Origin of the sequence: Aeromicrobium sp. CFBP 8757 (assembly GCF_014841755.1) — a bacterium.
Classification (GTDB): Bacteria; Actinomycetota; Actinomycetes; order Propionibacteriales; family Nocardioidaceae; genus Aeromicrobium.
The window spans coordinates 96,083-120,396 of record NZ_JACYUM010000005.1 but is presented as its reverse complement, the minus strand read 5'-3'; the positions used below and the strand labels follow the sequence as shown (position 1 = coordinate 120,396).

Genomic DNA, 24,314 nt, shown 5'->3' with positions numbered 1-24,314 from the left:
CCCACCACGAAGGACGTCACATGGCCATCACGCTCCGCCGGTCCAAGAAGGCCGCGATCAAGCCCCGCAGCGCCAGCTCGCACAACGCGGCACCCCTGACGCTGATCAACCCGTTCTCCGACAAGCCGGCCACGATCGGCCTCGACCACATGACGTACGAGCAGCTCGACGAGTTCGGCCGCGAGCTCGACGCCGTCCGCCAGCGCGTCCTCGACGACCTGGGCCAGAAGGACGCCGACTACATCCGCCGCGTCATCCGCGCGCAGCGCGCCAGCGAGGTGCTGGGCCGCATCGGCATCTTCATGCCGTTCTTCCCGCCCGCGTTCATCGCCGGCATCGTCTTCCTCGGCCTGGCCAAGATCCTCGACAACATGGAGATCGGCCACAACGTCATGCACGGCCAGTACGACTGGATGAACGACCCCATGGTCAACGGCGCGCGCTACGAGTGGGACAACATGGCGCCCGCGCAGGACTGGAAGCACGGCCACAACTACATCCACCACACGTACACCAACATCCACGGCATGGACCGCGACATCGGCTACAACCTGCTGCGCATCGACGCCGACCAGCCCTGGTACGGCACGCACCGGTTCAACCTGCCGCTCGCGTTCGTCCTGATGATCGTGTTCGAGTGGGGCGTCATGTACCACGGCATCGAGCTCGACCAGTACCTCCAGGGCAAGATCAGCAAGGCCGACTTCCAGGCCCGCAAGAAGCGCGCGATGCAGAAGATCCGCCGCCAGGTGTTCAAGGACTACGTCGCGTGGCCCGTCGTCGGACTGGCCCTGGTCCCGTTCGTCGGCTGGTGGGCCCCGCTGGCGATCCTGGGCGCCAACGTCGTGTCGAACATCATCCGCAACATCTGGACGTTCCTGATCATCTTCTGCGGCCACTTCCCCGCCGAGGTGCAGACGTTCGCCGAGGAGGACGCGCAGAACGAGTCGCGCGGCCAGTGGTACCTGCGCCAGCTGCTGGGCTCGGCCAACATCTCGGGCCACGCCCCCTTCCACGTCCTGACGGGCAACCTGAGCTACCAGATCGAGCACCACCTGTTCCCCGACATCCCGGCCCGTCGCTACCCCGAGGTCGCCGAGGACGTCAAGCGTCTCGTCGAGCAGTACGGACTGACGTACAACACGGGTCGCCTGTCCAAGCAGCTGGCCAGCGTGGCCCGCCAGCTCGCGGTCTACGGACGCAAGCCGAGCGATCCGCTCAAGGTCGGCAACAGCCCCGAGTCCAAGGCCCTGCGTCGCGCCAAGCGCGAGGAGGCCGCCCGTCGCGTCGAGGCCCTCCGTGGGACACAATTGACCTCGTAGTCACCTGCGAGCGAGAAGAGGCACCCCGATGGCGCTGAGCCGGCGAGAGATCGCCAAGGACGTCGTCCAGCAGTCGACCGAGGCGGCGATCGGCAGCGCAGGGCACGTCGTGGCGATCCTGTTCGAGACGGCTCGCAAGATCACGGCCGAGGTCGGCGCCTTCGGCACCGAGATCTTCGAGATCGCCGAGGCCAGCAAGCGCGCCGGCGAAGACCTCGACGACACCAATCCCGTCCGCTCCTAGCGACGAATCACCGACATGCAGAAAGACAGTCACCGACGCAGCGTCGCCGTCGTCGGATCAGGGGTCTCGGGACTCACCGCGGCCTACGTCCTGCGCGACGAGTGGGACGTCACGGTGTTCGAGGCCGACGACCGCGTCGGCGGCCACGCGCACACCCACACGATCGCCGATCCCGGTGCGACGCACCGCGTCGACACCGGATTCATCGTGCACAACGACCGCACGTACCCGCTGCTGCGCCGACTGTTCGGCGAACTCGACGTCGAGGTGCACCCCACCGAGATGAGCATGAGCATCCACTGCGACGGGTGCGGGCTGGAGTACGCCGGCGGCCGTGGCGGCAAGGGGATCTTCGCCCAGCGCCGGCGTCTGCTCGACCCCCGCTACCTCGCGATGCTGGTCAACGTGAAGCGGTTCGGCCGCCTCGCGCACGCCCTGCTCGACAGCCCGGCGGACGACCGCGAGCCGCAGACGTACGGTGACTTCCTCGAGGCCCACGGCTTCAGCGACTACTTCGTCTCGCACTACGCGATCCCGGTCGTCTCGTGCGTCTGGTCGTCGGGGCACGAGACGGCGCTCGAGTACCCCGCGCGCTACCTGTTCGAGTTCCTCAAGCACCACGGCTTCCTGTCGATCAAGGGCTCGCCGCAGTGGTTCACGGTCGTCGGCGGCTCCGGCACGTACGTCGACAAGGTGCGGGCCGCGATCTCCGAGCGCGACGGCTGCAGCGTGCAGGCGTCCAGCGCGATCACCTCGATCACCCGCACGGCTGACGGGGTCGAGCTGGTCGACGCCTCGGGCACCACGCACCGTGCCGACGCCGTCGTCATCGCGACCCACGCCGACGACGCCCTGGCCCTGCTGACCGATCCCACCGACGACGAGCGCAGCGTCCTCGGAGCATTCGATTACTCCGACAACGAGGTCCAGCTGCACCGCGACCCGTCGTTGCTGCCGTCGGCGCCCGCGGCCCGCTCGGCGTGGAACTACCGCATGGACGGCTGCTCCGACCGCAGCGACCACTCCGCCGTGACGTACTGGATGAACCGCCTGCAGGGCATCGAGAGCGCCGAGCCGTTCCTCGTGACGCTCAACTCCGCCGAGAGCATCGACCAGTCCACGGTGCTGGCGACGATGGCCTACACGCACCCCATCTACACGCCGTCGTCCGTCGCGGCGCAGGGCGAGCTCAAGCGCCTGTTCTCCGACCGCACGGTGTACGCCGGCGCGTACCACGGGTGGGGGTTCCACGAGGACGGCTGCCGGTCGGGCGTCGACGCGGCGGCCGCCCTGGGCACTGCATGGTGACGACGGGGCTGCCCCCGCTCCCGGCGCTCGTCGAGGGAACCGTCGGGCACACCCGCCGCACTCCCCTGCGACACCGCTTCTCGTACCGCATCTACCAGTGGCTCGTCGACGTCGACGACCTCCCCCGCATGGCGCTCCCCCTGCGTCCGTTCTCGACGTTCAAGGCGTCCGACCACATCGGCGACCCCGACGACACGATCCGCGCCAACATCGAGCGGTTCTGCGCGGCGCAGGGCGTCGACGTGACGGGCCACCGCCTGATCATGCTGGCGAACGCCCGGGTCCTCGGCCACACCTTCGACCCGCTCAGCGTCTTCTGGGCCCTCGCCCCCGACGGATCGCTGACGTGCATCGTCGCCGAGGTGCACAACACGTACGGCGAGCGCCACGCGTACGTCCTGCGCCCCGACGCCGAGGGGCGCGACTCGGTCGACAAGGCCTTCTACGTCTCCCCGTTCTTCACCGTCGAGGGCTCGTACGACCTGCAGTTCGCGCTGACGCCCGACAGGGTGTCGTCCACGATCATCCTGCGTCAGGGCGGCGATGCCGTTTTCAGCGCGACGTTTCGGGGAACACCCCGGCCAGCCACGGGCGGCAGGCTCGCACGACTTCTCATCAAATTGCCGCTCATGACCCATCGCACCAGCGCCCTGATCCGAATACAAGGTGTCTGGCTCTGGATGAGACGGCTGCCGGTCGTCCGACGTCCGGCTCACGAACCGCAGGAAGGCACCCGATGACGCAGCTCGCCACCTCTCGATGGCCCGGCATCGCGAACACCCCCCGTACGCCCTTGAAGGCGCGAGCGGCCAAGGCGATCCTGCGGCCCACGGTGAACCGTGTGCCGGTGCGCCTCACGTTCGCCGACGGCAGCACGTGGGGCGCCGGTGGACCCCGCTCCCCCGAGATGCGGGTCGTCCGCCCGAAGGCGTTCTTCTCGCGCCTCGGCGCCGACACCAAGATCGGCTTCGGCGAGGCGTACATGGCCGGCGACTGGACGACGGGCGACTCGACCGACCTCGCCGACCTGCTGGCCCCGTTCGCGGAGCGCCTGACCGCGATCGTCCCGGTGCCGCTGCAGAAGTTCCGCGTCTTCGTCGACAAGAAGCTGCCGCACGCGCACCGCAACTCCGTCGAGGGCTCGAAGAAGAACATCGAGGCCCACTACGACCTGTCGAACGACCTGTTCGCCCAGTTCCTCGACCCGAGCATGAGCTACTCCGCCGCGTGGTTCGAGAGCGCCGAGCAGGACCTCGAGTCGGCGCAGCTGCGCAAGATCGACGGCATCCTCGACCAGGCGGGCGTCACCGAGGGCACGCGCGTGCTCGAGATCGGCAGCGGCTGGGGTGCGCTCGCGATCCGCGCCGCGCAGCGCGGCGCGAAGGTCACCACGATCACGATCTCGAACGAGCAGGCCGCCCTGGCCGAGCAGCGGTTCGCCGAGGCCGGCGTCGACGTCGACCTGCAGCTCGTCGACTACCGCGACGTGACGGGCGAGTACGACGCGATCGTCAGCGTCGAGATGATCGAGGCGGTCGGCGAGGAGTACTGGCCGACGTACTTCCACACCATCGACCGTCTGCTCGCGCCGGGCGGCAAGGTCTCGATCCAGGCCATCACGATGGAGCACCACCGCTACCTGAAGACCCGCAACTCGTACGGGTGGATCCAGAAGTACATCTTCCCGGGCGGCCTGATCCCGTCGCTCGACGCGATCGACGAGACGCTCGCCGGTCACACGACGCTCGAGGTCACCGAGCGGCGCTCGCTGGGCCAGGACTACGCCCGCACGCTGCACGAGTGGCGCGACGCGTTCAACCGCAACTGGGACACGATCAACGCCCAGGGGTTCGACGAGACGTTCCGCCGCATGTGGGAGTTCTACCTCGCGTACTGCGAGGCCGGCTTCCGCGTGGGGTACATCGACGTGTTCCAGCTGCAGATGACCCGCCCGAAGGAGGCCTGACCATGGCCGCGATCTCCCGCCTTCCGATGCCCATCCAGGAGACCTACGAGTGGCAGTACGACGGTGCCTGCCGCGGGGTCGACCCGGAGACGTTCTTCTCGCCCGACGCCGAGCGCGGACCGCGCCGACGCGCGCGCGAGTCGGCGGCCAAGGCCCTGTGCGCGGTGTGCCCCGTCGTGCAGGAGTGCCTCAACCACGCCCTGACCGTCCGTGAGCCGTACGGCGTCTGGGGTGGGCTCACGATCAACGAGCGCGACCAGCTGCTGCGCGAGACCGCCTGACGCACGCAGCGAGCCGCGTCACCAGCCGTAGCGGGGGGCGTGCAGCTCGTTGCGCTTCGGCCACGGGTTGATCGAGCAGCCCTTGAGGCCCTTCGACTGCTGCTGCATGACGGGCGCCTTCTGCCCCTTGCCGCCGCACGAGACGTGGCCGCGGCCGAACCAGTGGCCGGTCTCGTGGTTGACGACCATGTGGCGGTAGTCGCGCAGCGTGCCGTTGCGGTCGTCCCACGCCGGCGTGGCCTTCTGCCACCGCGTCTCGTTGATGACGACGTTGCGGCCGACGCGGCAGCTGTAGGTCGTGCTGCACGCCGACGAGAAGCTCGGCACCTTGGACGCCTGGCTGAGCCACAGCGTGAAGTCGCCGCCCGACGACACCCGCTTGAACCGGACGCCCATCGCGCGCCACCCGCGTGGGTCGTCGTACGTCTCCTGCGCGAGCCTCGTGAAAGTTGCGACGCTCGCCGAGACCGAGCCCCGCGTGCGCACCGAGTACGTCACGGTCTTGCGGACGCTGCGCAGGTTGGTGGCGGTCCTGGCCCGCGACACCGCCGTCACGGTCGAGAAGCCCGCACGCGAGGCCTTGACGCGGAACGTGATGCGGTGCCCGACGTCGGCGGACCGGACGCGGTAGTGGCGTCCCTTCGCGCCGCCGATGGGCCGGCCGTCGCGCAGCCACCGGTAGTCGAGATCGGCCCGGCGCGAGAACGAGCCCGTGCGCCCCGTCAGCTTCTTGCCGTACTTAGGGCTGCCCGTGATGCTCGGACGGCGCGTGCTGGCGAACGTCCCCTTGGCGACCGGCCCGGTCGCGGCGCTGGTGACCGACACGGGTGCGGCTCCCGGACGCGTGCCGGTCACCCGGACGGCGTACGTCGTGCCGACGTCCGTGACGTCCGAGAGCGCACGGGTCGTGTTGGCCGGCGAGTCGGTCCCGACCGGCGCGCCGTTGCGCAGCCACTGGTACGAGAACGAGACGTCGCCGGGCGTCCACGCGCCCGGCTGCGCCGTGAGCGTCTGCTCGAGCTGCGCCGTGCCGGTGACGGTCGGCGGCGTGGTGCTGACGACGGCCTCGTCGGCGACGGCCGGCGTGGCCAGCAGCAGCGACGCCGTCAGGGCGGCGCCGGTGACGAGGGCCGCGGCACCCCTGATGGACATGGTCATGATCGGCACTCCCCGTGGTCGACGACTCCCTGACGATACCTGTCGACGATCGTGCCGGGGCTCGGCCAAGGCTCAGGCGTAGAAGATTCGCTCGACGACCTGCCGCGCGTGGCGCGTCGTGCGCAGGTAGTCGTCCATGAGCCGCTCGCTGTGCTCCATGCCGTAGCCGAGCAGGTGCGCGACGCCCGCCCGCTCGCCGGCGTGCTCGACCATCGACGCGGCGGGCTTGCCGCGCATCAGCACGACGGCGTTGCGGATGCGGCTGACGAGCCGCCACGCCGTCTCGAGCGTCTCGGCGTCGTCCGGCGGCACGAGCCCGGCCTCGACCGCGGCGTGCAGGGCGTCGAGGGTGCGGGTCGTCCGCATGCCGGGCACCTCGTGGGCGTGCTGCATCTGCAGCAGCTGCACGGTCCACTCGACGTCGGCGAGCCCGCCGCGACCCAGCTTGAGGTGCGTCTTGGCGTTGGCGCCACGCGGCAGCCGCTCGGAGTCGACCCGCGCCTTGATGCGGCGGATCTCGCGCACCTCGGCCGCCGTCGCGCCGCCGGCGGGCCACCGCAGGGGGTCGATCAGGTCGGTGAAGCGCGCGCTGAGGTCGGCGTCGCCGATCGTCGCGCTGGCCCGCAGCAGGGCCTGCGCCTCCCACACCGCCGACCACTTCTCGTAGTACGCGCGGTACGACGCGAACGAGCGCACGAGCGGCCCGTTCTTGCCCTCCGGGCGCAGCTCGGCGTCGACCTCGAGCGCGGGGTCGTCGCCGGGCGCGGCCAGCATCTTGCGCAGTCCCTGGGCGACGGCCATCGCGGCCGACGCCGCGGCCCCCTCGTCGGCACCCTCGAGCGGGTCGTGGACGAACATGACGTCGGCGTCGGAGCCGTAACCCGCCTCGCCACCGCCGAGGCGGCCCATCAGGATGATCGCCATGCGCGTCGGCATCGGCCCGCGGTCGGCCTCGACCGCGGCGGTCGACGCCTTCAGCGCCCCGGCCAGCGTCGCGGTGGAGATGTCGGTCAGCGCCTCGCCAACCTCCGTGATGTCGAGCCGGCCCAGCACGTCCGCGATGCCGACGCGTGACAGCTCGCGGCGCCGCACCCGGCGGACGGCGCGGATCGCGTCGGCCGAGCTGTGGTGACGGTCGGCCGCGAGGTCGACCTCGGTGCGCAGGCGCTCGCGCTCGAGGGGCCGCAGCTCGGCGTCGTCGCCCAGCAGCGCGACGGAGTCGGGCGCGCGCAGGATCAGGTCGGTGACGTAACGGCTCGACGACAGGACGTGCGCGAGCTGCTCGGCTCCCGCGCCCTCGTCGCGCAGCTTGCGCAGGTACCAGTGCGTCTCGCCGAGTCCCTCGGAGATCTTGCGGAACGCCAGCAGGCCGCCGTCGGGGTCGGGCGAGGCCGCGAACCACGCGAGCATCGCCGGCAGCAGCGACTTCTGGATCGACGCCCGACGCGACAGCCCCGACGTCAGCGCCTGGATGTGGGTCAGCGCCCCCTTGGGGTCGATGAAGCCCAACGCGGTCAGCCGCTGCTCGGCCGCGAGCGGGGTCAGGCGCAGACCGTCGGTCGGCAGCGAGGCGACGGCCTCGAGCAGCGGCTGGTAGAACAGCTTCTCGTGCAGGCGCCGCACGATGCGACGGTGCGCCTGCCACTCCTTGACCAGGCTGTCGGCCGGGTTCGACCGGAAGCCCATGCTGCGGCCGATGCGGCGCAGGTCCTCCATGTCGTCGGGCACGATGTGGCTGCGCCGCAGGCGGTAGAGCTGGATGCGGTGCTCGAGGGTGCGCAGGAACTCGTACGCCTCCTCCATCGCGGCGCCGTCGCGGCGACCGACGTACCCGCCGTCGATCAGCGCCGTCAGCGCCGTCAGGGTCGTGGGGCTGCGCAGGCTCTCGTCGGCGCGGCCGTGCACGAGCTGCAGCAGCTGCACCGCGAACTCGACGTCGCGCAGGCCCCCGGCCCCCAGCTTGAGCTGACGCTCACGGTGCGCCGAGGGGATGTGCTCGATGACGCGCTTGCGCATCGCGCGGACGTCCGGCACGAAGTTCGGGCGGGTGCTGGCGAACCAGATCATGGGCGTCAGGGCGTCGACGTAGGCCCGGCCGAGCTCCTCGTCGCCCGCCGCGAACCGGGCCTTGAGCAGCGCCTGGAACTCCCACGTGCTGGCCCACTTCTCGTAGTACGCGACGTGGCTGCCGAGCGTGCGCGAGAGCGAGCCGTTCCTGCCCTCCGGTCGCAGGTCGGCGTCGACCTCCCAGATCGTCCCCTCGCCGGTGTGCTCGCGGCACAGCTTCATGACGGCCGACGCCAGCCGGGTCGCGGCCGTCGCGGCCTCGTGGTCGTCGGCGCCCTCGACGGGCTCGTGGACGAAGATGACGTCGACGTCGCTGAGGTAGTTGAGCTCGTGACCGCCGGTCTTGCCCATCGCCATGATCGTCAGGCGGCACCGGTCGGCGGTCGGCTCGTTGGCCCGCGCGATCGCGAGGGCAGCGCCGAGCGTCGCCACCGCGAGGTCGGACAGCTCGGCCGACGACTGCTCGAACGTCGTCAGCGCCGTCAGGTCGCGTGCCGCGACGTGCAGCAACTTGCGGTAGTAGGCCACGCGGAGCTCGTCGGCCGTCGTCGCCTCCTCCATCTGCCGGCGCCTCTGCTCCAGCGCGATCGGCACGGGCGACAGCTCGCCGGACGCGAGGTCGCGCACGTGCTCGGGCCGCTTGGTCAGGAAGTCGCCGAGCGCCTCGCTGGTGCCGAGGACGACCAGGAGGCGCTGCCGCAGCTCGGCATCGCCCTCGAGCAGCGCGAACAGCTCGGCGGCACCCATGCGACCGGCGATGCCCGCCAGCGACGACAGCGCGATGTCGGGGCTCGCGACCGTCGCGATCTGGTCGACCAGGTCGGGGGGCACCTCGCCCATCGATGTGAGCAGGCCGACGGCCCCCTCGCCGTCGCGGAAGCCCTTGCGGACGAGTTCTCGTGCGTCGATGACCACCGGCTCAGGCTACCGTCCGACGGACGGGGACCCGCCGGGCCGCGTCAGGCTGCCTCACACCATGGGCATGAGGCGGTCGATCTCGAACTGCGTGACCTGCGACCGGTAGTCCTGCCACTCGGCGCGCTTGTTGCGCAGGAAGAAGTCGAAGACGTGCTCGCCGAGCGTCTCGGCGACCAGCTCGCTGGCCTCCATCGTGCGGATGGCCTCGTCGAGGTTGCGCGGCAGCGGGGCGATGCCCATGGCCTTGCGCTCGTTCTCGCTGAGCGACCAGACGTCGTCCTCGGCCTCGGGCGGCAGCTCGTACTTCTCCTCGATGCCCTTGAGACCCGCGGCGAGCACCAGCGCGAACGCCAGGTACGGGTTGCAGGCCGCGTCGATGGCACGGTTCTCGACCCGCGCCGAGTTGCCCTTGTGCGGCTTGTACATCGGGACCCGGATCAGGGCCGAGCGGTTGTTGTGGCCCCAGCACACGTAGTTGGGCGCCTCTCCCCCGCCGGCCAGGCGCTTGTAGGAGTTGACCCACTGGTTGGTCACGGCCGTGATCTCGGGCGTGTGGTGCAGGACGCCGGCGATGAACGCGCGGCCGATCTGCGACAGCTGGTACTCGGCGCCCGCCTCGTAGAACGCGTTCTCGTCGCCCTCGAACAGCGAGACGTGCGTGTGCATGCCCGAGCCGGGGTGCTCCGTGAAGGGCTTGGGCATGAACGAGGCCCACTTGCCCTGGCTCAGCGCGACCTCGCGCACGACGGTGCGGAACGTCATGATGTTGTCGGCCGTCGAGAGCGCGTCGGCGTAGCGCAGGTCGATCTCCTGCTGGCCGGGGCCGCCCTCGTGGTGGCTGAACTCGACCGAGATGCCCATGTTCTCGAGCATCGTGATCACCTCGCGACGGAAGTCCTGGCCGCCGCCCTGGGCCGTGTGGTCGAAGTAGCCGCTGTCGTCGACCGGGACGGGGCGGTCACCCTTGTCAGGCTTGCCCTTGAACAGGAAGAACTCGATCTCGGGGTGCGTGTAGAACGTGAACCCGGCCTCGGCAGCCTTCTGCAGCGCCCGCTTGAGGACGTGCCGCGGATCGGCGTACGACGGGGTGCCGTCGGGCAGCAGGATGTCGCAGAACATGCGGGCCGTCGCAGGCGTCTCGCCGCGCCACGGCAGGATCTGGAACGTCGACGGGTCGGGCATCGCCAGCATGTCGGCCTCGTGCACGCGGGCGAAGCCCTCGATCGCCGAGCCGTCGAAGCCGATGCCCTCGGCGAAGGCACCCTCGAGCTCGGCCGGGGCGATCGCCACGGACTTCAGCGATCCGAGGACGTCGGTGAACCACAGACGCACGAATCGGACGTCGCGCTCCTCGAGCGCACGCAGCACGAAGTCTTCCTGTTTTCCCATGTCGTCATCCTCGCATGCACGGTGTTACGGCGAGGTGAACCGGGGCGCTTCGTCCCGTGCCGACCGGTGGCGGCGCGGGACGGGCCCCGCGGGCCGACGATAGGCTCCTCGCATGCCCCAGCTCCGCCTCGCCCTGGCCCAGGTCAACGCGACCGTCGGCGACCTGCCCGGCAACGCCGATCTCGTCGTCGAGCACTGCCGCGACGCCGTAGCGCAGGACGTCCACCTCGTGGTGTTCCCCGAGATGGTGCTGACGGGCTACCCGATCGAGGACCTCGCGATGCGGGCCTCGTTGATCAAGGCCTCGCAGGCGGCGATCGAGGACCTCGCGACCCGGCTCCTCGACGAGGGGTGCGGTGACGTCGTGGCCGTGGTCGGATACCTCGACCGCGCCGAGGGCCTCGCCGAGGGGCTGGGCATCCCGAAGAACGCGCCGACCAACTGCGTCGCGGTGCTGCACGGCGGACGGGTCGTGGCGCGTCAGGCCAAGCACCACCTCTGGAACTACGGCGTCGGCGACGAGATCCGCAACTTCGTCCCCGGCCACACGATCAACGTCGTCCAGATCGGCGGCATCGACGTCGCGCTCGCGATCTGCGAGGACCTGTGGCGCGACGGTCCGTCGGCGGCGGCCAAGGCGGCCGAGGCGGCCCTGCTGGTCGTCCCCAACGGTTCGCCCTACGAGGCCGACAAGGACGACGTGCGCCTCGAGCTGTGCTCGCGCCGTGCCGCCGAGGGCGACTGCGTGCTGGCCTACGTCAACCTGGTCGGCGGCCAGGACGAGCTGGTCTTCGACGGCGACTCGATCGTCGTCGACCAGCACGGAGAGGTCCTCGGGCGCACGGGCCAGTTCGATCCCGAGCTGCTCGTGGTCGACCTCGAGCTGCCGGCGGCGACCCCGTCGATGCCCGACTCCGACGAGCGCTTCGGCGGGCTCGAGATCAAGCGCACGATCATCTCCGCCGAGCCGTTCGACGCCTACGAGCCGCTGCCGACCGTCACGAACGAGCGGCTGCCGCGGCACCAGGAGATCTGGACGGCGCTCGTCACGGGCCTGCGCGACTACGTCGCGAAGAACGGCTTCTCGTCGGTCCTGTTCGGCATGTCCGGCGGCATCGACTCGACCCTGGTCGCCGCGATCGCGGTCGACGCGCTCGGGGCCGACCGGGTCTTCGGCGTGTCGAACCCCAGCGCGTGGTCGACCGAGCACTCGACGTCCGACGCGGCCGAGCAGGCGCGCCGCACGGGCCTGACGCTGCAGACCGTGCCGATCGCGCCGATCTTCGACCAGTACCAGGACGCGCTGCACCTCGACGGCCTGGCCGAGGAGAACCTGCAGGCGCGCATCCGCGCCGTCATCTGGATGGGGCTGTCCAACCAGCACGGCCACCTCGTGCTGGCGTGCGGCAACAAGTCCGAGCTCGCGACGGGCTACTCGACGATCTACGGCGACGCGGTCGGCGGCTACGCGCCGATCAAGGACGTCCCCAAGACACTGGTCTGGGAGCTCGCGACGTGGCGCAACGCGTACGCCGCCGAGCGGGGCGAGACGCCCCCGATCCCCGAGGACACCATCAGCAAGCCGCCGTCGGCCGAGCTGCGCCCGGGCCAGCTCGACTCCGACTCGCTGCCCCCCTACGACCTGCTCGACGCCGTTCTCGACGCATACGTCGAGCGCGACCTCGGCTCGGCGGACGTCGTCGCCGAGGGCTTCGACCCGGCCCTCGTCGAACGGGTCATCGGCCTGGTCGACCGCGCCGAGTACAAACGGCGCCAGTACCCGCCGGGACCCAAGGTCTCGCGCCGCAACTTCGGCCGCGACCGCCGCGTGCCGATCACGCACCGCTGGCGCGAGAAGCTCTAGCGGCCGTCACCGCCCCGGCGTCGACGCGGCGGCCAACGGCCCGCGGGCGCCGATCGTCAGCACCTCGTCGATGCGGTCGAGCACGCGGGGCGAGTGGGTGACCACGACGATGCTCCGCCCGGGTCCGAGCGCCAGGACGTCGTCGAGCAGCGCGTCGCCGGCCCGCTCGTCGAGGTGCTCGGTGGGCTCGTCGAGCACCAGCACGCGGTGACCGCCCAGCACCAGCCGCGCGAGGCACAGGCGCTGGCGCTCGCCGCCCGACAGGCGCCCGCCCCGCTCGCCGACCTCGGTGTCGAGACCATCGGGCAGCGACCGCACGAAGTCGCCGAGCCCGGCCCGCCCGAGGGCCGCCAGCAGCTCGTCGTCGGTCGCGGACGGGTCGGCGATGCGCAGGTTCTCGCGGATCGTGGTGTCGAACACGATCTCGTCCTGGCCCAGGTACCCGATCGTCGAGCGGACGTCCGAGGCCGCCAGCGTCCGCACGTCGACACCGCCGAGGCGCACCGTGCCGGCGCGTGGCTCGATCAGGCGCGCGATCGTCAGCGCGAGGGTGCTCTTGCCCGATCCGCTGGGCCCCCTGACCGCGACGACCCCGCCCTCCGGCACCACGAGGTCGATGCCGGAGACCAGCGTCGAGTCCCAGCCGATCGCGAGACCCTCGAGCTCGAGCTCGAACCCGGAGGGTGCACCGCCCGGGCGTGCGGGATCGACGACGGCCTCGGACGTCTCGGCGAGCTCGGCCAGGCGCCGCTCGGCGTCCTCGATGCCGGGCCGCAGCCCCTCGGCGTCGGCGACGGCCGTCAACGGCTCGACCAGCGCGAGGGGCGCCAGCACGACGACGCCCACCAGCACGGGGTCGAGCCCCCCGGACAGCGCCGCGACCGCGGCGACCGCGACCCCCGCGCCGAGCAGGACGATCGCCTCGCCCACGCCCGCGAGCCGCGACGTGCGCCGCTGCGCGTCCGACAGCAGATCGATGCTGCGGTGCGCCGACGCGCGCAGCAGGTCGGTCGCGCCGTAGGCGACGAGGTCGGGGGCGGCCACGACCCCGTGGCTGACGTCGGCGGCCAGGTCGCCCCGCCACCCCGAGGACCGGTCTCCCGACCGGCGCACCGCCCGCGGCACGACGAGGCGCACCAGGACGAGCACGACGGCGGTGCAGACGCCCACCACCAGGCCGGAGACGGGATCGACGACCACGAGCAGCGCGATCGTCAGGAGCGACGACGCGAGCGCCACGATCCACGGGCTGCGAAGGCGCAGCATGCGGTCCTGCACCGCGTCGACGTCGGACACGACGCGGCTCACGAGGTCGCCCCGCCGCCGTCCCGGCACGCCGACCGGCGCGACGCGGTCGAGGTCGCGGTACGCCGCGACCCGCGCCTCGGTGACCCGGGCGAGCGCGACGTCGTGCGTCAGCAGCCGCTCGACGTAGCGCAGCGCGGCCCTGCTCAGGCCGAAGAAGCGCACCGCGACGATCGCGACCATCAGGTACAGGACGGGCGGCTGCTCCGCCGCCCGCACGATCAGCCACGCCGACACCAGCAGCAGCCCGATCGCGGCGAGCTGCGACAGCACCCCGAACGTGCGACCCCACGCCAACCTCGTCATGCCGACACCTCCGTGCGGTCGGCGGCGACCTGCCGCGCGAGGCGCAGCTCGCGGTCGGCCGCGCCGATCGTCTCGGGCCGGTGCGCCACGACGACGACCGTGACGGCGAGCCCCCGCAGGGTCGCCAGCACCGCCGCCTCGCGGGCACCGTCGAGGCCCGCGGTCGGCTCGTCGAGCAGCAGGAGCCGCGCGTCGCCGCGCCGGATGCGCAGGACGGCGCGGGCGATCGCGATGCGACGACGCTCCCCCGCCGACACGTCGTCGCCGGACTCGCTGACCACGCGGTCGAGCCCGAGGTCGTCGGCGCCGGCGCCCCGCAGGGCCGCGACGACGTCCGCCCGGGACGACCCGCGGTCACCGAGCCGCACGTTCTCCTCGATCGTCCCCTCGACCAGACCCGGCACCTGCGGCACCCACGCGACCTGCTCGCGCCACGCGACGGGGTCGATCGCCGCGAGGTCGACGTCGTCGACGAGCACGTGGCCGGACGTCGGCCGCTCGAAGGCCATCAGCAACGACAGCAGGGTCGACTTGCCGCTGCCCGACTCCCCCGTCACGGCCACGAACTCGCCCGGGCGGATGCGGTGGTGCGACAGCGCGAGACTCGCCGACGAGCGTCCACCGTGGCGCACGACCAGTCCGTCGAGGACGATGTCGGCCGACCCGAGGTCGGGTGCGGGCAGCGTCCCGGTGTGGCGGTCGTGCTCCAGCAGCGCGAGCAGCCCGGCCGTCGCCTCGGCGCCCTCGGTGCTGTCGTGGAACAGCGACCCCAGCCGCTTGACGGGCGCGAACGCCTCCGGCGCGAGCAGCAGCACGAACAGGGCGGGCGCGAGCGCCAGGTGGCCCTCGACGACCCGCAGCCCGACGCTGACCGCCACGAGCGCGACCGCGAGCGTCGAGAACAGGTCGAGCACGAACGACGACAGGAAGGCCAGCCGCAGGGCACGTCCCGACTCGCGGCGGTGCCGGTCGCCGACCTGTCGCAGACCCTCCTCCTGCCGACGTCCGAAGACCTTCAGGACCGTGAGTCCGTCGAGCACGTCCGCGAAGTGCCGGCCGACGCGCTCGAGTGCCTGCCAGCGCCGATCGATGCGGTCCTTGGTCACGAGGCCCACCAGCACCAGGAACACGACCGTCATCGGCAGCGTCACGCCCACGACGACCGCCGAGAGCGGGTCGGCGACGGCGATCGCGACGACCATGGCCGGCGGGACCAGTGCCGAGAGGACGACCTGCGGCAGGAACCGGCCGACGTAGCCGTCGAAGGCGTCCAGGCCGGGACCGAGCAGCGTCACGACCCCCGCGCTGCTCGGCCGCGGGCCGAGCCGTCGCGGATCCATCAGGTCGTCGACGACCTCGTGGCGCAGCTCGGCCTTGACGGTCGCCGCGGCGCGGGCGGCGACGGCGGTGTGCACCCAGGCGATCGCGGCCCGCAGCGCGAGCCCGGCCAGGATCGCGAGCGGCACGGCCGCGACGGGCTCGGCGTCGAAGCGCCGGGCCACGACGTCGGCGACGAGGTACGCGACTCCGACGACGGTCGCGGCCGTGCCGACGCCGAGGGCGACGCTGGTGGCGAGCAGCCGGCGGACACCGCGCGAGCGACGCACGAGGCGGGGGTCGAGAGGAGGCATCGCCGTCACCCCGGGATGTGCTGGACGCCGATGCGCCGGCGGAACACCCAGTACGACCAGCTCTGGTAGCCGACGACGATCGGGGTGAAGGCCACCGCGACCCACGACATGATCTTCAGCGTGTAGGGCGTCGATGCGGCGTTCTCGGTCGTCAGCGACCACGCCGGGTCGAGCGACGACACCATGACGTCCGGGAACAGTGCCGCGAAGAGCATCACGACGAGCAGGCCGATCGCGACGGCGGTCCCGACGAACGCCCAACCGTCCCGGCCGGCCGTGGCCGCCGCGAGCGCCAGGACGAACGCGACCAGGACGCCCGCGGCGGCGGCCCACACCTGCAGGGTGTCGTCGCGCATCGCGGTCCAGCCCACGAAGACCGTCGTGAAGAAGGCCGCGAACACCCCGACCCGCAGGCCCATCGCGATCGCCCGCTCGCGGATCGGGCCGGTCGTCTTGAGCCCGACGAAGAACGCGCCGTGCACCAGGAACACCGTGAGGGTCACCAGGCCGCCCAGCACGCCGTACGGGTTGAACAGGTCGAGCAGCCCGCCGACGTACTCCTTGTCGGCGTCGATCGGCACGCCGCGGACGATGTTGGCCAGGGCGACGCCCCACACCAGCGCGGGGACCACCGAGCCGAACACGATCGCGATGTCGCAGCGCAGCTTCCAGGCGGGCTCGGGGCGCTTGCTGCGGAACTCGATGCCGATGATCCGCACGATCAGCGCCATCAGGATCAGCAGGAGCGGCACGTAGAAGCCGCTGAACAGGGTCGCGTACCACTCGGGGAACGCCGCGAACGTCGCGCCGCCGGCTACGAGGAGCCACACCTCGTTGCCGTCCCAGACCGGTCCGATCGTGTTGAGCAGCACGCGCCGCTCCTTGTCGTCGCGCGCGAGCAGCGCCATCAGCATCCCGACGCCGAAGTCGAAGCCCTCGAGCACGAGGTAGCCGATCCACAGCACCGCGATGACGATGAACCAGAAGGTCGTCAGCTCCATGGGATCTGTCCTGTTCTCTCGGTCGGCTCAGTACGCGAACGCGAGGGGCGCGTCGGCGTCGTCGGGGTCGGACGGCGGCTCGAGGTCGGGCAGGCCGGCCTTGACGTAGCGCAGCAGCAGCCTGACCTCGATGAGCGCGAGGACGCCGTAGAGCGCCGTGAACACCGCCAGCGACGTCGCGACCTCGGCCACCGACGTGCTGGGCGAGACCCCGGCGGACGTCGGCATGAGACCGAAGACGACCCACGGCTGGCGTCCCATCTCGGTGAAGATCCAGCCGAACGAGTTGGCCGCCATCGGCAGCAGCGGCAGCACGATCGCCGACCGCAGCAGCCACTTCGAGGTGGGCGTGCGGCCCCGGCGGGTCGCCCAGAGCATGATCGCGCCCGCCGCCATCGCGAGGCCGCCGGTCGTGATCATGAGCCGGAAGGTCCAGTAGGTCACGGGGATGTTGGGGGCGTAGTCGCCGGGCCCGTACTTCTGCTCGTACTCGGCCTGCAGCGAGTCGATGCCGCGCACCTCGCCGTCGAAGCTGCCCGTGCCGAGGAACGACAGGAGCTTGGGCACCTCGAGCTTGTAGACCTCCTGCGATCCGTCGAGCGTCCCGATCGTCAGGATCGAGAAGGGGGCCGGCCGGGCGTCGTCGTACAGCCCCTCGGCGGCGGCCATCTTCATGGGCTGCACCTCGGTCATGACCTTGCCCTGGAAGTCGCCCGAGATCATGGTGCCGAGGCCCGCGACGAGCAGCACGACCGCACCCATCCGGAACGCGGGGCGGAACGCCGAGGCGTCCGCGTGGTCGGGGCGACGCATCATGTGCCACAGCGCGATGCCGGCCACGAAGGCGCCGGCCACCATGAAGCAGCCGAAGATCTGGTGCGGGAACGTCACGACCAGCACCTTGTTGGTGAGGACGGCACCGAAGTCGGTCAGCTCGGCGCGTCCCTTCTCGGCGTTGAGCGTGTAGCCGACGGGGTTCTGCATGAACGAGTTGGCCGCGAGGATGAAGTAGGCCGAGAAGACCGTGCCGAGGGCCGCGATCCAGATGCAGGCCAGGTGCAGACCCGGCTTGAGCCGCTCCCAGCCGAAGATCCACAGGCCGAGGAACGTCGACTCGAGGAAGAACGCCAGCAGGCCCTCGATCGCGAGCGGGGCTCCGAAGATGTCACCGACGAAGCGCGAGTAGTCGCTCCAGTTCATGCCGAACTGGAACTCCTGGACGATGCCCGTCGCGATGCCCATCGCGAAGTTGATCAAGAAGAGCTTGCCGAAGAACTTGGTGAGCCGCAGCCACCGCTCGTCCCCCGTGCGCCACCACACCGTCTGCATCGTCGCGACCAGCACCGACAGGCCGATCGTCAGCGGCACGAAGAAGAAGTGGTACACCGTCGTGATGCCGAACTGCCACCGCGCGAGGTCGAGGACTTCCATGTCAGCTCCTTCTTCTACTACATGCCGTAGTAACTACTACCGACTGTAGTAAGAACCGGGGGTCACGGGCAAGGCGAATTACTACCCCACGTAGTAGATTGGGTCACATGCCCCGACTCGGAGAGCTCGAACGCTCCGTCATGAACGTCCTGTGGGACGCGCCCGCGCCGCTCACGGTGCGCGAGGTCCTCGACGCCCTCGGCGAGCGCGACCTCGCCTACACCACGATCATGACGGTGCTCGACCGCCTCGGCACCAAGGAGATGGTGCGCCGCGAGCGCGACGGCCGCGCCTTCCACTACGCCCCCGCGCTGAGCCGCGACGAGGCCACGTCCGAGCTGCTGCACGCCGCGCTCGACGAGGCCGGCACCGACCGCACCGCGGCCCTGGTGCACTTCGCCCGCACCGTCGACCCCGACGAGGCCAAGGCCCTGCGCGCCGCCCTCGACGAGATCGTGTCGCGGACCTCGCCGTGACCCCCGTCCTGCTCGGCCTGATCGGGCTGGCGCTGGCGCTGCCGGTGCCGGCCCTCCTGGCCCGCACCTCGTGGCCGATGCTCGTCCCCCGGGCCGGCATCGTGCTGTGGCAGTCGTTCGCGCTGGCCGCCGTGCTGGCGATCTCGGGCGCGGCCCTGTCGACGGCCCTGTGGCTCGTGACCCACGACGAGCTGACGTGGTGGCGGGTCGCCCTGCACCTGACGATCATGGCGATCGGCGTCCTGGTGTGGGCGCGCTTCTGGTGGGCCGCGTGGACCGTCTACCGCGAGACGCAGGCCCGCCGACGCCGGCAGCGCGCGCTGGTCGACCTGCTGGGCGACGCCGACGGCATGGCGCCCGCCCTGCGCATCCTGCAGGAGGAGACGCCCATCGCGTACTGCGTCCCGGGCATCGGCTCGCCGCGCATCGTGGTGTCTCAGGGCACGATCTCGACGCTGTCCGCCACGGAGTACGCCGCCGTCCTCGAGCACGAGCGGGCGCACGTGCGACGCCGCCACGACCTCGTCCTCGAGGCGTTCACGGTGCTGCACCGCGCGTTCCCCCGGTTCCTGCGCACCGACGCGCCGCTGGTGCAGAGCCAGATCATGGTCGAGCTGCTCGCCGACGACGTCGCGCGTCGCTCGTTCGGCCAGGCCCCCGTGGCGGGCGCGCTGGTCGCGCTGGCCGGGTCGCCGACCCCGGCGGGAGCGCTGGGCGTCGGCGGCGCCGCGACCGTGCGCATGTCACGCCTGCAGGAGCCCGACCCGCGCCACCCGTGGGCGTCCGCCGCGGCCTACGCGATCTCGGCGGTCGTGCTGGTGGCGCCGACCGTCCTGCTGGCCGTCCCCTGGATGCTGCACGCCTGGCAGACCCTCACCCTCTGACCCCCGTTTCGCCGACGAGTCACGTACGCCCACCCGCGAGTCACTCACCCCCGCTCACGAGTCACTGACACCCACCCGCGAGTCACTCCTGCCCGGCGTGCGCGACTCGTCACCGGGCGTGCGTGACTCGTCGGCGGTGGGTCAGAGGAACTCGTTGGGGTCGAACTCGGCGATCGGGATGACGCGGATGCGCGGCAGCTTGTCGTTGAACGCACGGACGTCGTACTCGAGGTCGTGGAACTCCAGGCCCCGGTCGAACAGCGGGACGTAGCCCGAGCTGCGGAACTCGTGGAACGCCAGCAGCGCCGTGCGCCGCCCGTCGGTCACCAGCGGCGCGAGCTGCTCGATGAAGTCGCCGTCGTTGCTCGCGAGCATGACGTCGGCCTCGCGCCGCGCGAGCTCCTCGAGCGTGCGCTGGATCGCGATGTCGACGACCTTCTCGTCGGGGCGCCCCGACAGCGGCACGGGCCGGAAGCCCATCGACGTCAGCGCCTGCACGAACGGCATCGGCAGCTCGCCGTTGGCGGCGAGGAAGAACAGACCACGCGTCTGCTGGTCCCAGTGGTCCTCGGCGAACTGCAGCAGCCGGTCCCAGCGCGGACGCTCGTGCGGCTGGGGACGCCGGCCCAGGATCGACTGACCGAGGGTCGCGTCGATGTTCTCGCCGTCGACCAGGACGTAGGTGGTGCGATCCGTCATGCTCGGACCCTACGCGAGCCCACGCGTCACGCCACCACGAGCGGCGTCACGGCGGCGCGGACGGCGTCGGGCACGGGCGTCACGGCGCGCGTCGAGGCGTCGACGTAGACGTGCACGAACCGGCCGATCGCCGCCGGCTCGTCGGTGTCGCCCTGGAAGATCGCGAGCCGGTAGACGATGCTCGACGTGCCGAGGCGCGCCACCGCGATCCCGACCTCGACGTCGCCCGGGTAGCGCAGCTCGCGCAGGAACTCGCAGCGCGTCTCGGCGACGAGCCCGACGGCGTCGAGGCGCCGGATGTCGGTGCCCGTCGCGTCGATCAGGAAGCCGTTGACGGCGGTGTCGAAGTACGAGTAGTAGACGACGTTGTTGACGTGGCCGTACACGTCCTCGTCCTCCCACCGCGTCGTGATGGTGCGCAGCGCGGCGAACTCGGTGCGCAGACGTGGTCCGGTCGTGTCGTCGCTCATCCGGCGGATGCCTCCTCGTCGCGCAGGCGCTGGCTGATGACGGCCGAGACGCCGTCGCCGCGCATCGAGACGCCGTAGAGCGCGTCGGCGACCTCCATCGTCCGCTTCTGGTGGGTGATGACGACGAGCTGCGAGTTGGCGCGCAGCTCCTCGTACAGCTCGAGCAGGCGGCCGAGGTTGGCGTCGTCGAGGGCCGCCTCGACCTCGTCGAGGATGTAGAACGGGCTCGGACGCGCCTTGAACAGCGCCACCAGGAACGCCACGGCCACGAGCGAGCGCTCGCCGCCCGACAGCAGCGAGAGCCGCTTGACCTTCTTGCCGGCGGGCCGTGCCTCGACGTCGATGCCGGTCGTCAGCATGTTCTGCGGATCGGTGAGGATCAACGCCCCCTCGCCGCCGGGGAACAGCCGGGTGAAGACGTGCTGGAAGGCGCTCTCGACGTCGTACCAGGCCTCGGTGAAGACCTGCTCGACCTTGGCGTCGACCTCCTCGACGATCTCGAGGAGGTCCTTGCGGGTGCGGCGCAGGTCGTCGAGCTGCTCGGAGAGGAACTGGTGCCGCTCCTCGAGCGCCGTGAACTCCTCGAGCGCCAGCGGGTTGACCTTGCCGAGCATCGCCATCGACCGCTCGGCACCCCGCAGGCGCTTGACCTGCGCCTCGCGGTCGTACGGCACGGCCTCGGCGGGCAGCGACTCGTCCTCGCCCTCGACCGTCACCGGGGGGACGAGCTGGTCGGGCCCGTAGTCGGTCACGAGGGTCTCGACGTCGAGGCCGAGCTCGTCGAGCGCCCGGCTCTCGAGGCCCTCGAGGCGCAGCCGCAGCTCGGCACGGGCCATCTCGTCCTTGTGGACCGAGTCGGTCAGCCCGTCGAGCTGGCCGATCAGCTCGCGCAGCTGGGTGCGGACGGTGCGCAGCGTCTCCTCGCGGCCCGAGCGCGACTGCTCGATCGCGGCCCGCAGGGCCGAGGCCTCGGCGATCGACACCTCGATGCGCGCCAGCACGTGGTCGCTGGCGACGATGACGGCCCGCGCGGTCTCGGCCTCGCGCAGCTGGCGGGCTCGACGTTCGGCGGCCCGTGCGCGGGCGACGCGCTCGGCCTCGGCAGCCTCGAACAGCGACGTCACCTGCGCCGCGAGGGCCCTGGCACGCTCCTCGTTGGTGCGCAGCGCGAGGCGCGCCTCGGTCTCGGCGCGGCGCAGGGCGGACGCCGCCTCGGCCAGCTCCTCGAGCAGGGTCGTGTCGGGCTCCTCCTCGGGGGCCGACTGCGCCTGGCTCAGCCGGTCCTCGAGCTCGGCGAGCCCCGAGAGGTCGCCGGCCATGGCCTCCTCGGCGGTCGCGATCGCCGTCGTCAGGCGATCGGCCTCGCCGCGCGCGGCGCGCGACGTCGCGCCGAGGTGGCCGAGGTTCTCGGCGACGGCGGCCATCGTGGCGTCCGACTCGTGCAGCTCGCCCAGCGCCGCATCGACCCGCTCCTGGGCCGCGGCGCGGGACGCCTCGAGCCGCCCCTGCTCGAACCGCAGGCGCTCGATCGTGTGGGCCGCGGCGGCCAGATCGGTCTCGGCGGCGTCGAGCGCGGCCTGCACCTCGATCAGGCTCTGCTTGGACGTCGACCCGCCGGCCGCGAAGTGGGCACCGAGCAGGTCGCCGTCGCGCGTCACGGCCGTGACGTCCGGCGCCACGCGGACGACCTCCTGCGACTGCTCGAGCGTGTCGACCACGGCGACCTTGAACAGCAGGCGTCGCAGCGCACCCTGCAGCGCGGGCGGGCCCTCGACGACGTCGATCGCGTAGGTCGCGACGTCGGGCAGCCCGGGCCACGTCGAGTCGTCGACGTCTCCCCCGCCCAGCAGCATGCCGGCCCGGCCGAGGTCGTGGGCCTTGAGCCGCTGCATCGCCGAGACCGCGGTGTCGAGGTGGTCGACCGCGACGGCGTCGGCCGCCGACCCGAGGGCCGCGGCGATCGCGGCCTCGAAGCCGCTGCGGACCGTCAGCAGCGCTGCGACGGACCCGAGCAGGCCGCTGATCTCGTCGGTCGCGGCGAGCAGCGCGCCGGCGCCGTCCTTGCGCGACAGCCCCAGCTCGAGCGCCTCCTTGCGGGCCGACAGACCGGCCTGCTGACGCTCGGCCGCGTTGAGCTCGTCGGCGACCGACGTCAGGCCCGCGGTCGCCTGCTCGAGCTCGGCCTCGGCGGCCTCGAGCTTCTCGTCGAGCCCCGACTCACCCGCGTTGAGACCCGCGATCTGGTTCTCGAGGGCCGTGAACTGCTTCTGCGCCTCGACGGCCCGCGACTCGGCCTCGTCGCGCGCGACCGTCAGGCGCCCGATCTCCTCGCCGGCTGCGGTGGAGCGGCTGCGCAGGGCGTTGACCTGGCCGTGCAGCCGGGCCAGCCCCTCGCGCTGGTCGGCCGCGGCACGCAGCAGCCCGGCGACCCGTCGCTCCTCGGCGGTGTAGGCCGTCTCGGCCTCGCCCCGCTCGGCGATGACGGCCTCGAGCGCCTTCGTCGCCGCGGCGACCCCCGCGCTGAGCTGCTCGTGTTGCTCCTGCGCGCGCCGCGCCTCGGCCTCCAGCTCCTCGGGATCGCGGCCGTCGCGCCGGTCGTCGGACTCGACGGCCGCCAGGCGGATGCGCTCGTTGGCCAGGCCCGCGGTGCCGCGCAGCCGCTCCCGCAGCCCCGAGAGCCCGTACCAGGTCTCCTGCGCCGCCGAGAGCCGCGGCGAGTCGTCGCGCAGCTGGTCCTCGAGCTCGGTCTCCTGCTCGCGGGCCGCGGCGATGGCCTGCTCGACCGACTGGCGTCGCTGCTTGAGAGCGGCCTCGTCGGCGAGCTCGGTCTCGATCGTGGTGCGGGCCGTGACGATGTCGTCGGCGAGCAGACGCGCGCGGGCGTCGCGGACGTCGGCCTGGATCACCGCGGCGCGGCGGGCGACCTCGGCCTGACGGCCCAGCGGCTTGAGCTGGCGTCGCAGCTCGGTCAGGACGTCGTTGAGGCGCGTCAGGTTGCCCTGCGTGGCATCGAGCTTGCGGAGCGCCTTCTCCTTGCGCTTGCGGTGCTTGAGGACGCCCGCGGCCTCCTCGATGAATCCGCGGCGCTCCTCGGGGGTCGCGCGCAGGACGCTGTCGAGCTGCCCCTGCCCCACGATGACGTGCATCTCGCGCCCGATGCCGGAATCGCTCAGCAGCTCCTGGACGTCGAGCAGGCGGCACGTGCTGCCGTTAATCGCGTACTCCGAGCCGCCGTTGCGGAACATCGTGCGCGAGATCGTGACCTCGCTGTACTCGATCGGCAGGGCACCGTCGGCGTTGTCGATCGTCAGCACGACCTCGGCACGTCCGAGCGGGGGCCGACCCGACGTGCCGGCGAAGATGACGTCCTCCATCTTGCCGCCGCGCAGCGACTTGGCCCCCTGCTCGCCCATGACCCACGACAGGGCGTCGACGACGTTGGACTTGCCGGAGCCGTTGGGGCCGACCACGGCCGTGATGCCGGGCTCGAGCTGCAGGGTCGTCGAGGACGCGAACGACTTGAACCCACGCAGGGTGAGGCTCTTGAGGTACAACGTGGCTCCTACGACGGACGGTGACGGCGCACTCGGCGCT

At 71.5% G+C, this 24,314-nt stretch carries 19 protein-coding genes; 9 read left to right on the top strand and 10 right to left on the bottom strand.

Going from position 1 to position 24,314, the window contains the following annotated elements; genetic code table 11:
- Positions 1 to 20 precede the first annotated feature (20 nt).
- Genes IFT73_RS14725 through IFT73_RS14700 form a run of 6 tightly spaced genes read left to right on the top strand, consistent with a single transcriptional unit; the run spans position 21 to position 5,121 of the window.
- Entirely contained in the window at positions 21 to 1,322 is a 1,302-nt protein-coding gene (locus tag IFT73_RS14725) for an acyl-CoA desaturase (protein ID WP_192168280.1), read from the top strand.
- A gap of 28 nt (positions 1,323 to 1,350) precedes the next feature.
- Positions 1,351 to 1,566 (top strand): hypothetical protein, encoded by a 216-nt coding sequence (locus IFT73_RS14720; protein WP_192168279.1) that lies wholly within the window; start codon positions 1,351 to 1,353, stop codon positions 1,564 to 1,566.
- 15 nt (positions 1,567 to 1,581) lie between these two features.
- Positions 1,582 to 2,874 (top strand): NAD(P)/FAD-dependent oxidoreductase, encoded by a 1,293-nt coding sequence (locus tag IFT73_RS14715; RefSeq protein ID WP_192168278.1) that lies wholly within the window; start codon positions 1,582 to 1,584, stop codon positions 2,872 to 2,874.
- Positions 2,868 to 3,614, top strand: a complete 747-nt coding sequence (locus IFT73_RS14710; RefSeq protein WP_192168277.1) for a DUF1365 domain-containing protein — start codon at positions 2,868 to 2,870, stop codon at positions 3,612 to 3,614. Before IFT73_RS14715 ends, IFT73_RS14710 begins: the two co-directional genes overlap by 7 nt.
- Positions 3,611 to 4,840 (top strand): cyclopropane-fatty-acyl-phospholipid synthase family protein, encoded by a 1,230-nt coding sequence (locus IFT73_RS14705; protein ID WP_192168276.1) that lies wholly within the window; start codon positions 3,611 to 3,613, stop codon positions 4,838 to 4,840. The genes IFT73_RS14710 and IFT73_RS14705 overlap by 4 nt, the downstream gene beginning before the upstream one ends.
- Before the next feature lie 2 nt (positions 4,841 to 4,842).
- Complete coding sequence (locus IFT73_RS14700; RefSeq protein ID WP_056609514.1) at positions 4,843 to 5,121, top strand: WhiB family transcriptional regulator; 279 nt, start codon at positions 4,843 to 4,845, stop codon at positions 5,119 to 5,121.
- Between the two features lie 18 nt (positions 5,122 to 5,139).
- On the opposite strand, the gene IFT73_RS14695 is transcribed toward IFT73_RS14700, so the two are convergent.
- The 3 genes from IFT73_RS14695 to glnA all read right to left on the bottom strand — a co-directional run bounded on the left by IFT73_RS14695 (position 5,140) and on the right by glnA (position 10,653).
- Positions 5,140 to 6,279 (bottom strand): DUF3152 domain-containing protein, encoded by a 1,140-nt coding sequence (locus IFT73_RS14695; RefSeq protein WP_192168275.1) that lies wholly within the window; start codon positions 6,277 to 6,279, stop codon positions 5,140 to 5,142.
- Between the two features lie 72 nt (positions 6,280 to 6,351).
- Positions 6,352 to 9,261, bottom strand: coding sequence for a bifunctional [glutamine synthetase] adenylyltransferase/[glutamine synthetase]-adenylyl-L-tyrosine phosphorylase (locus IFT73_RS14690; RefSeq protein ID WP_192168274.1), 2,910 nt, complete (start codon positions 9,259 to 9,261; stop codon positions 6,352 to 6,354).
- Positions 9,262 to 9,315: 54 nt separating this feature from the next.
- The gene (gene glnA, locus IFT73_RS14685) at positions 9,316 to 10,653 is read right to left on the bottom strand and encodes a type I glutamate--ammonia ligase (protein ID WP_192168273.1); all 1,338 of its coding nucleotides are present in this window, start codon (positions 10,651 to 10,653) and stop codon (positions 9,316 to 9,318) included.
- A 112-nt stretch (positions 10,654 to 10,765) separates the two neighbouring features.
- Here glnA and IFT73_RS14680 point away from each other — a divergent pair, with 112 nt between their 5' ends.
- The gene (locus tag IFT73_RS14680; protein ID WP_192168272.1) at positions 10,766 to 12,517 is read left to right on the top strand and encodes an NAD+ synthase; all 1,752 of its coding nucleotides are present in this window, start codon (positions 10,766 to 10,768) and stop codon (positions 12,515 to 12,517) included.
- Positions 12,518 to 12,523: 6 nt separating this feature from the next.
- On the opposite strand, the gene cydC is transcribed toward IFT73_RS14680, so the two are convergent.
- The 4 genes from cydC to IFT73_RS14660 are packed head-to-tail and all read right to left on the bottom strand — an operon-like array spanning position 12,524 to position 18,191.
- Positions 12,524 to 14,128: a thiol reductant ABC exporter subunit CydC gene (gene cydC, locus IFT73_RS14675; protein WP_192168271.1), complete on the bottom strand. Its 1,605-nt coding sequence runs from the start codon at positions 14,126 to 14,128 to the stop codon at positions 12,524 to 12,526.
- Positions 14,125 to 15,759, bottom strand: a complete 1,635-nt coding sequence (gene cydD / locus IFT73_RS14670; protein WP_192168270.1) for a thiol reductant ABC exporter subunit CydD — start codon at positions 15,757 to 15,759, stop codon at positions 14,125 to 14,127. The genes cydC and cydD overlap by 4 nt, the downstream gene beginning before the upstream one ends.
- Positions 15,760 to 15,764: 5 nt before the next feature.
- Positions 15,765 to 16,760: a cytochrome d ubiquinol oxidase subunit II gene (gene cydB / locus IFT73_RS14665; RefSeq protein WP_192168269.1), complete on the bottom strand. Its 996-nt coding sequence runs from the start codon at positions 16,758 to 16,760 to the stop codon at positions 15,765 to 15,767.
- Between the two features lie 27 nt (positions 16,761 to 16,787).
- On the bottom strand, positions 16,788 to 18,191 hold the full coding sequence (locus tag IFT73_RS14660) for a cytochrome ubiquinol oxidase subunit I (protein ID WP_192168268.1): 1,404 nt from the start codon (positions 18,189 to 18,191) through the stop codon (positions 16,788 to 16,790).
- A gap of 107 nt (positions 18,192 to 18,298) precedes the next feature.
- Between IFT73_RS14660 and IFT73_RS14655 the strand changes: the two genes are divergently transcribed.
- Both IFT73_RS14655 and IFT73_RS14650 read left to right on the top strand, forming a co-directional pair.
- Positions 18,299 to 18,667: a BlaI/MecI/CopY family transcriptional regulator gene (locus IFT73_RS14655; RefSeq protein WP_082556217.1), complete on the top strand. Its 369-nt coding sequence runs from the start codon at positions 18,299 to 18,301 to the stop codon at positions 18,665 to 18,667.
- Positions 18,664 to 19,551, top strand: coding sequence for a M56 family metallopeptidase (locus tag IFT73_RS14650; protein ID WP_056609530.1), 888 nt, complete (start codon positions 18,664 to 18,666; stop codon positions 19,549 to 19,551). Before IFT73_RS14655 ends, IFT73_RS14650 begins: the two co-directional genes overlap by 4 nt.
- 141 nt (positions 19,552 to 19,692) lie before the next feature.
- Here the strand turns inward: IFT73_RS14650 and IFT73_RS14645 are convergent, their stop codons facing one another.
- Genes IFT73_RS14645 through smc form a run of 3 tightly spaced genes read right to left on the bottom strand, consistent with a single transcriptional unit; the run spans position 19,693 to position 24,274 of the window.
- Positions 19,693 to 20,250, bottom strand: a complete 558-nt coding sequence (locus IFT73_RS14645) for an NYN domain-containing protein (RefSeq protein WP_192168267.1) — start codon at positions 20,248 to 20,250, stop codon at positions 19,693 to 19,695.
- 26 nt (positions 20,251 to 20,276) lie between these two features.
- A complete protein-coding gene (locus IFT73_RS14640) occupies positions 20,277 to 20,720 on the bottom strand; it encodes a thioesterase family protein (protein ID WP_192168266.1) in 444 nt (147 codons plus the stop codon).
- Positions 20,717 to 24,274, bottom strand: a complete 3,558-nt coding sequence (gene smc, locus IFT73_RS14635; RefSeq protein WP_192168265.1) for a chromosome segregation protein SMC — start codon at positions 24,272 to 24,274, stop codon at positions 20,717 to 20,719. The genes IFT73_RS14640 and smc overlap by 4 nt, the downstream gene beginning before the upstream one ends.
- Positions 24,275 to 24,314 lie beyond the last annotated feature (40 nt).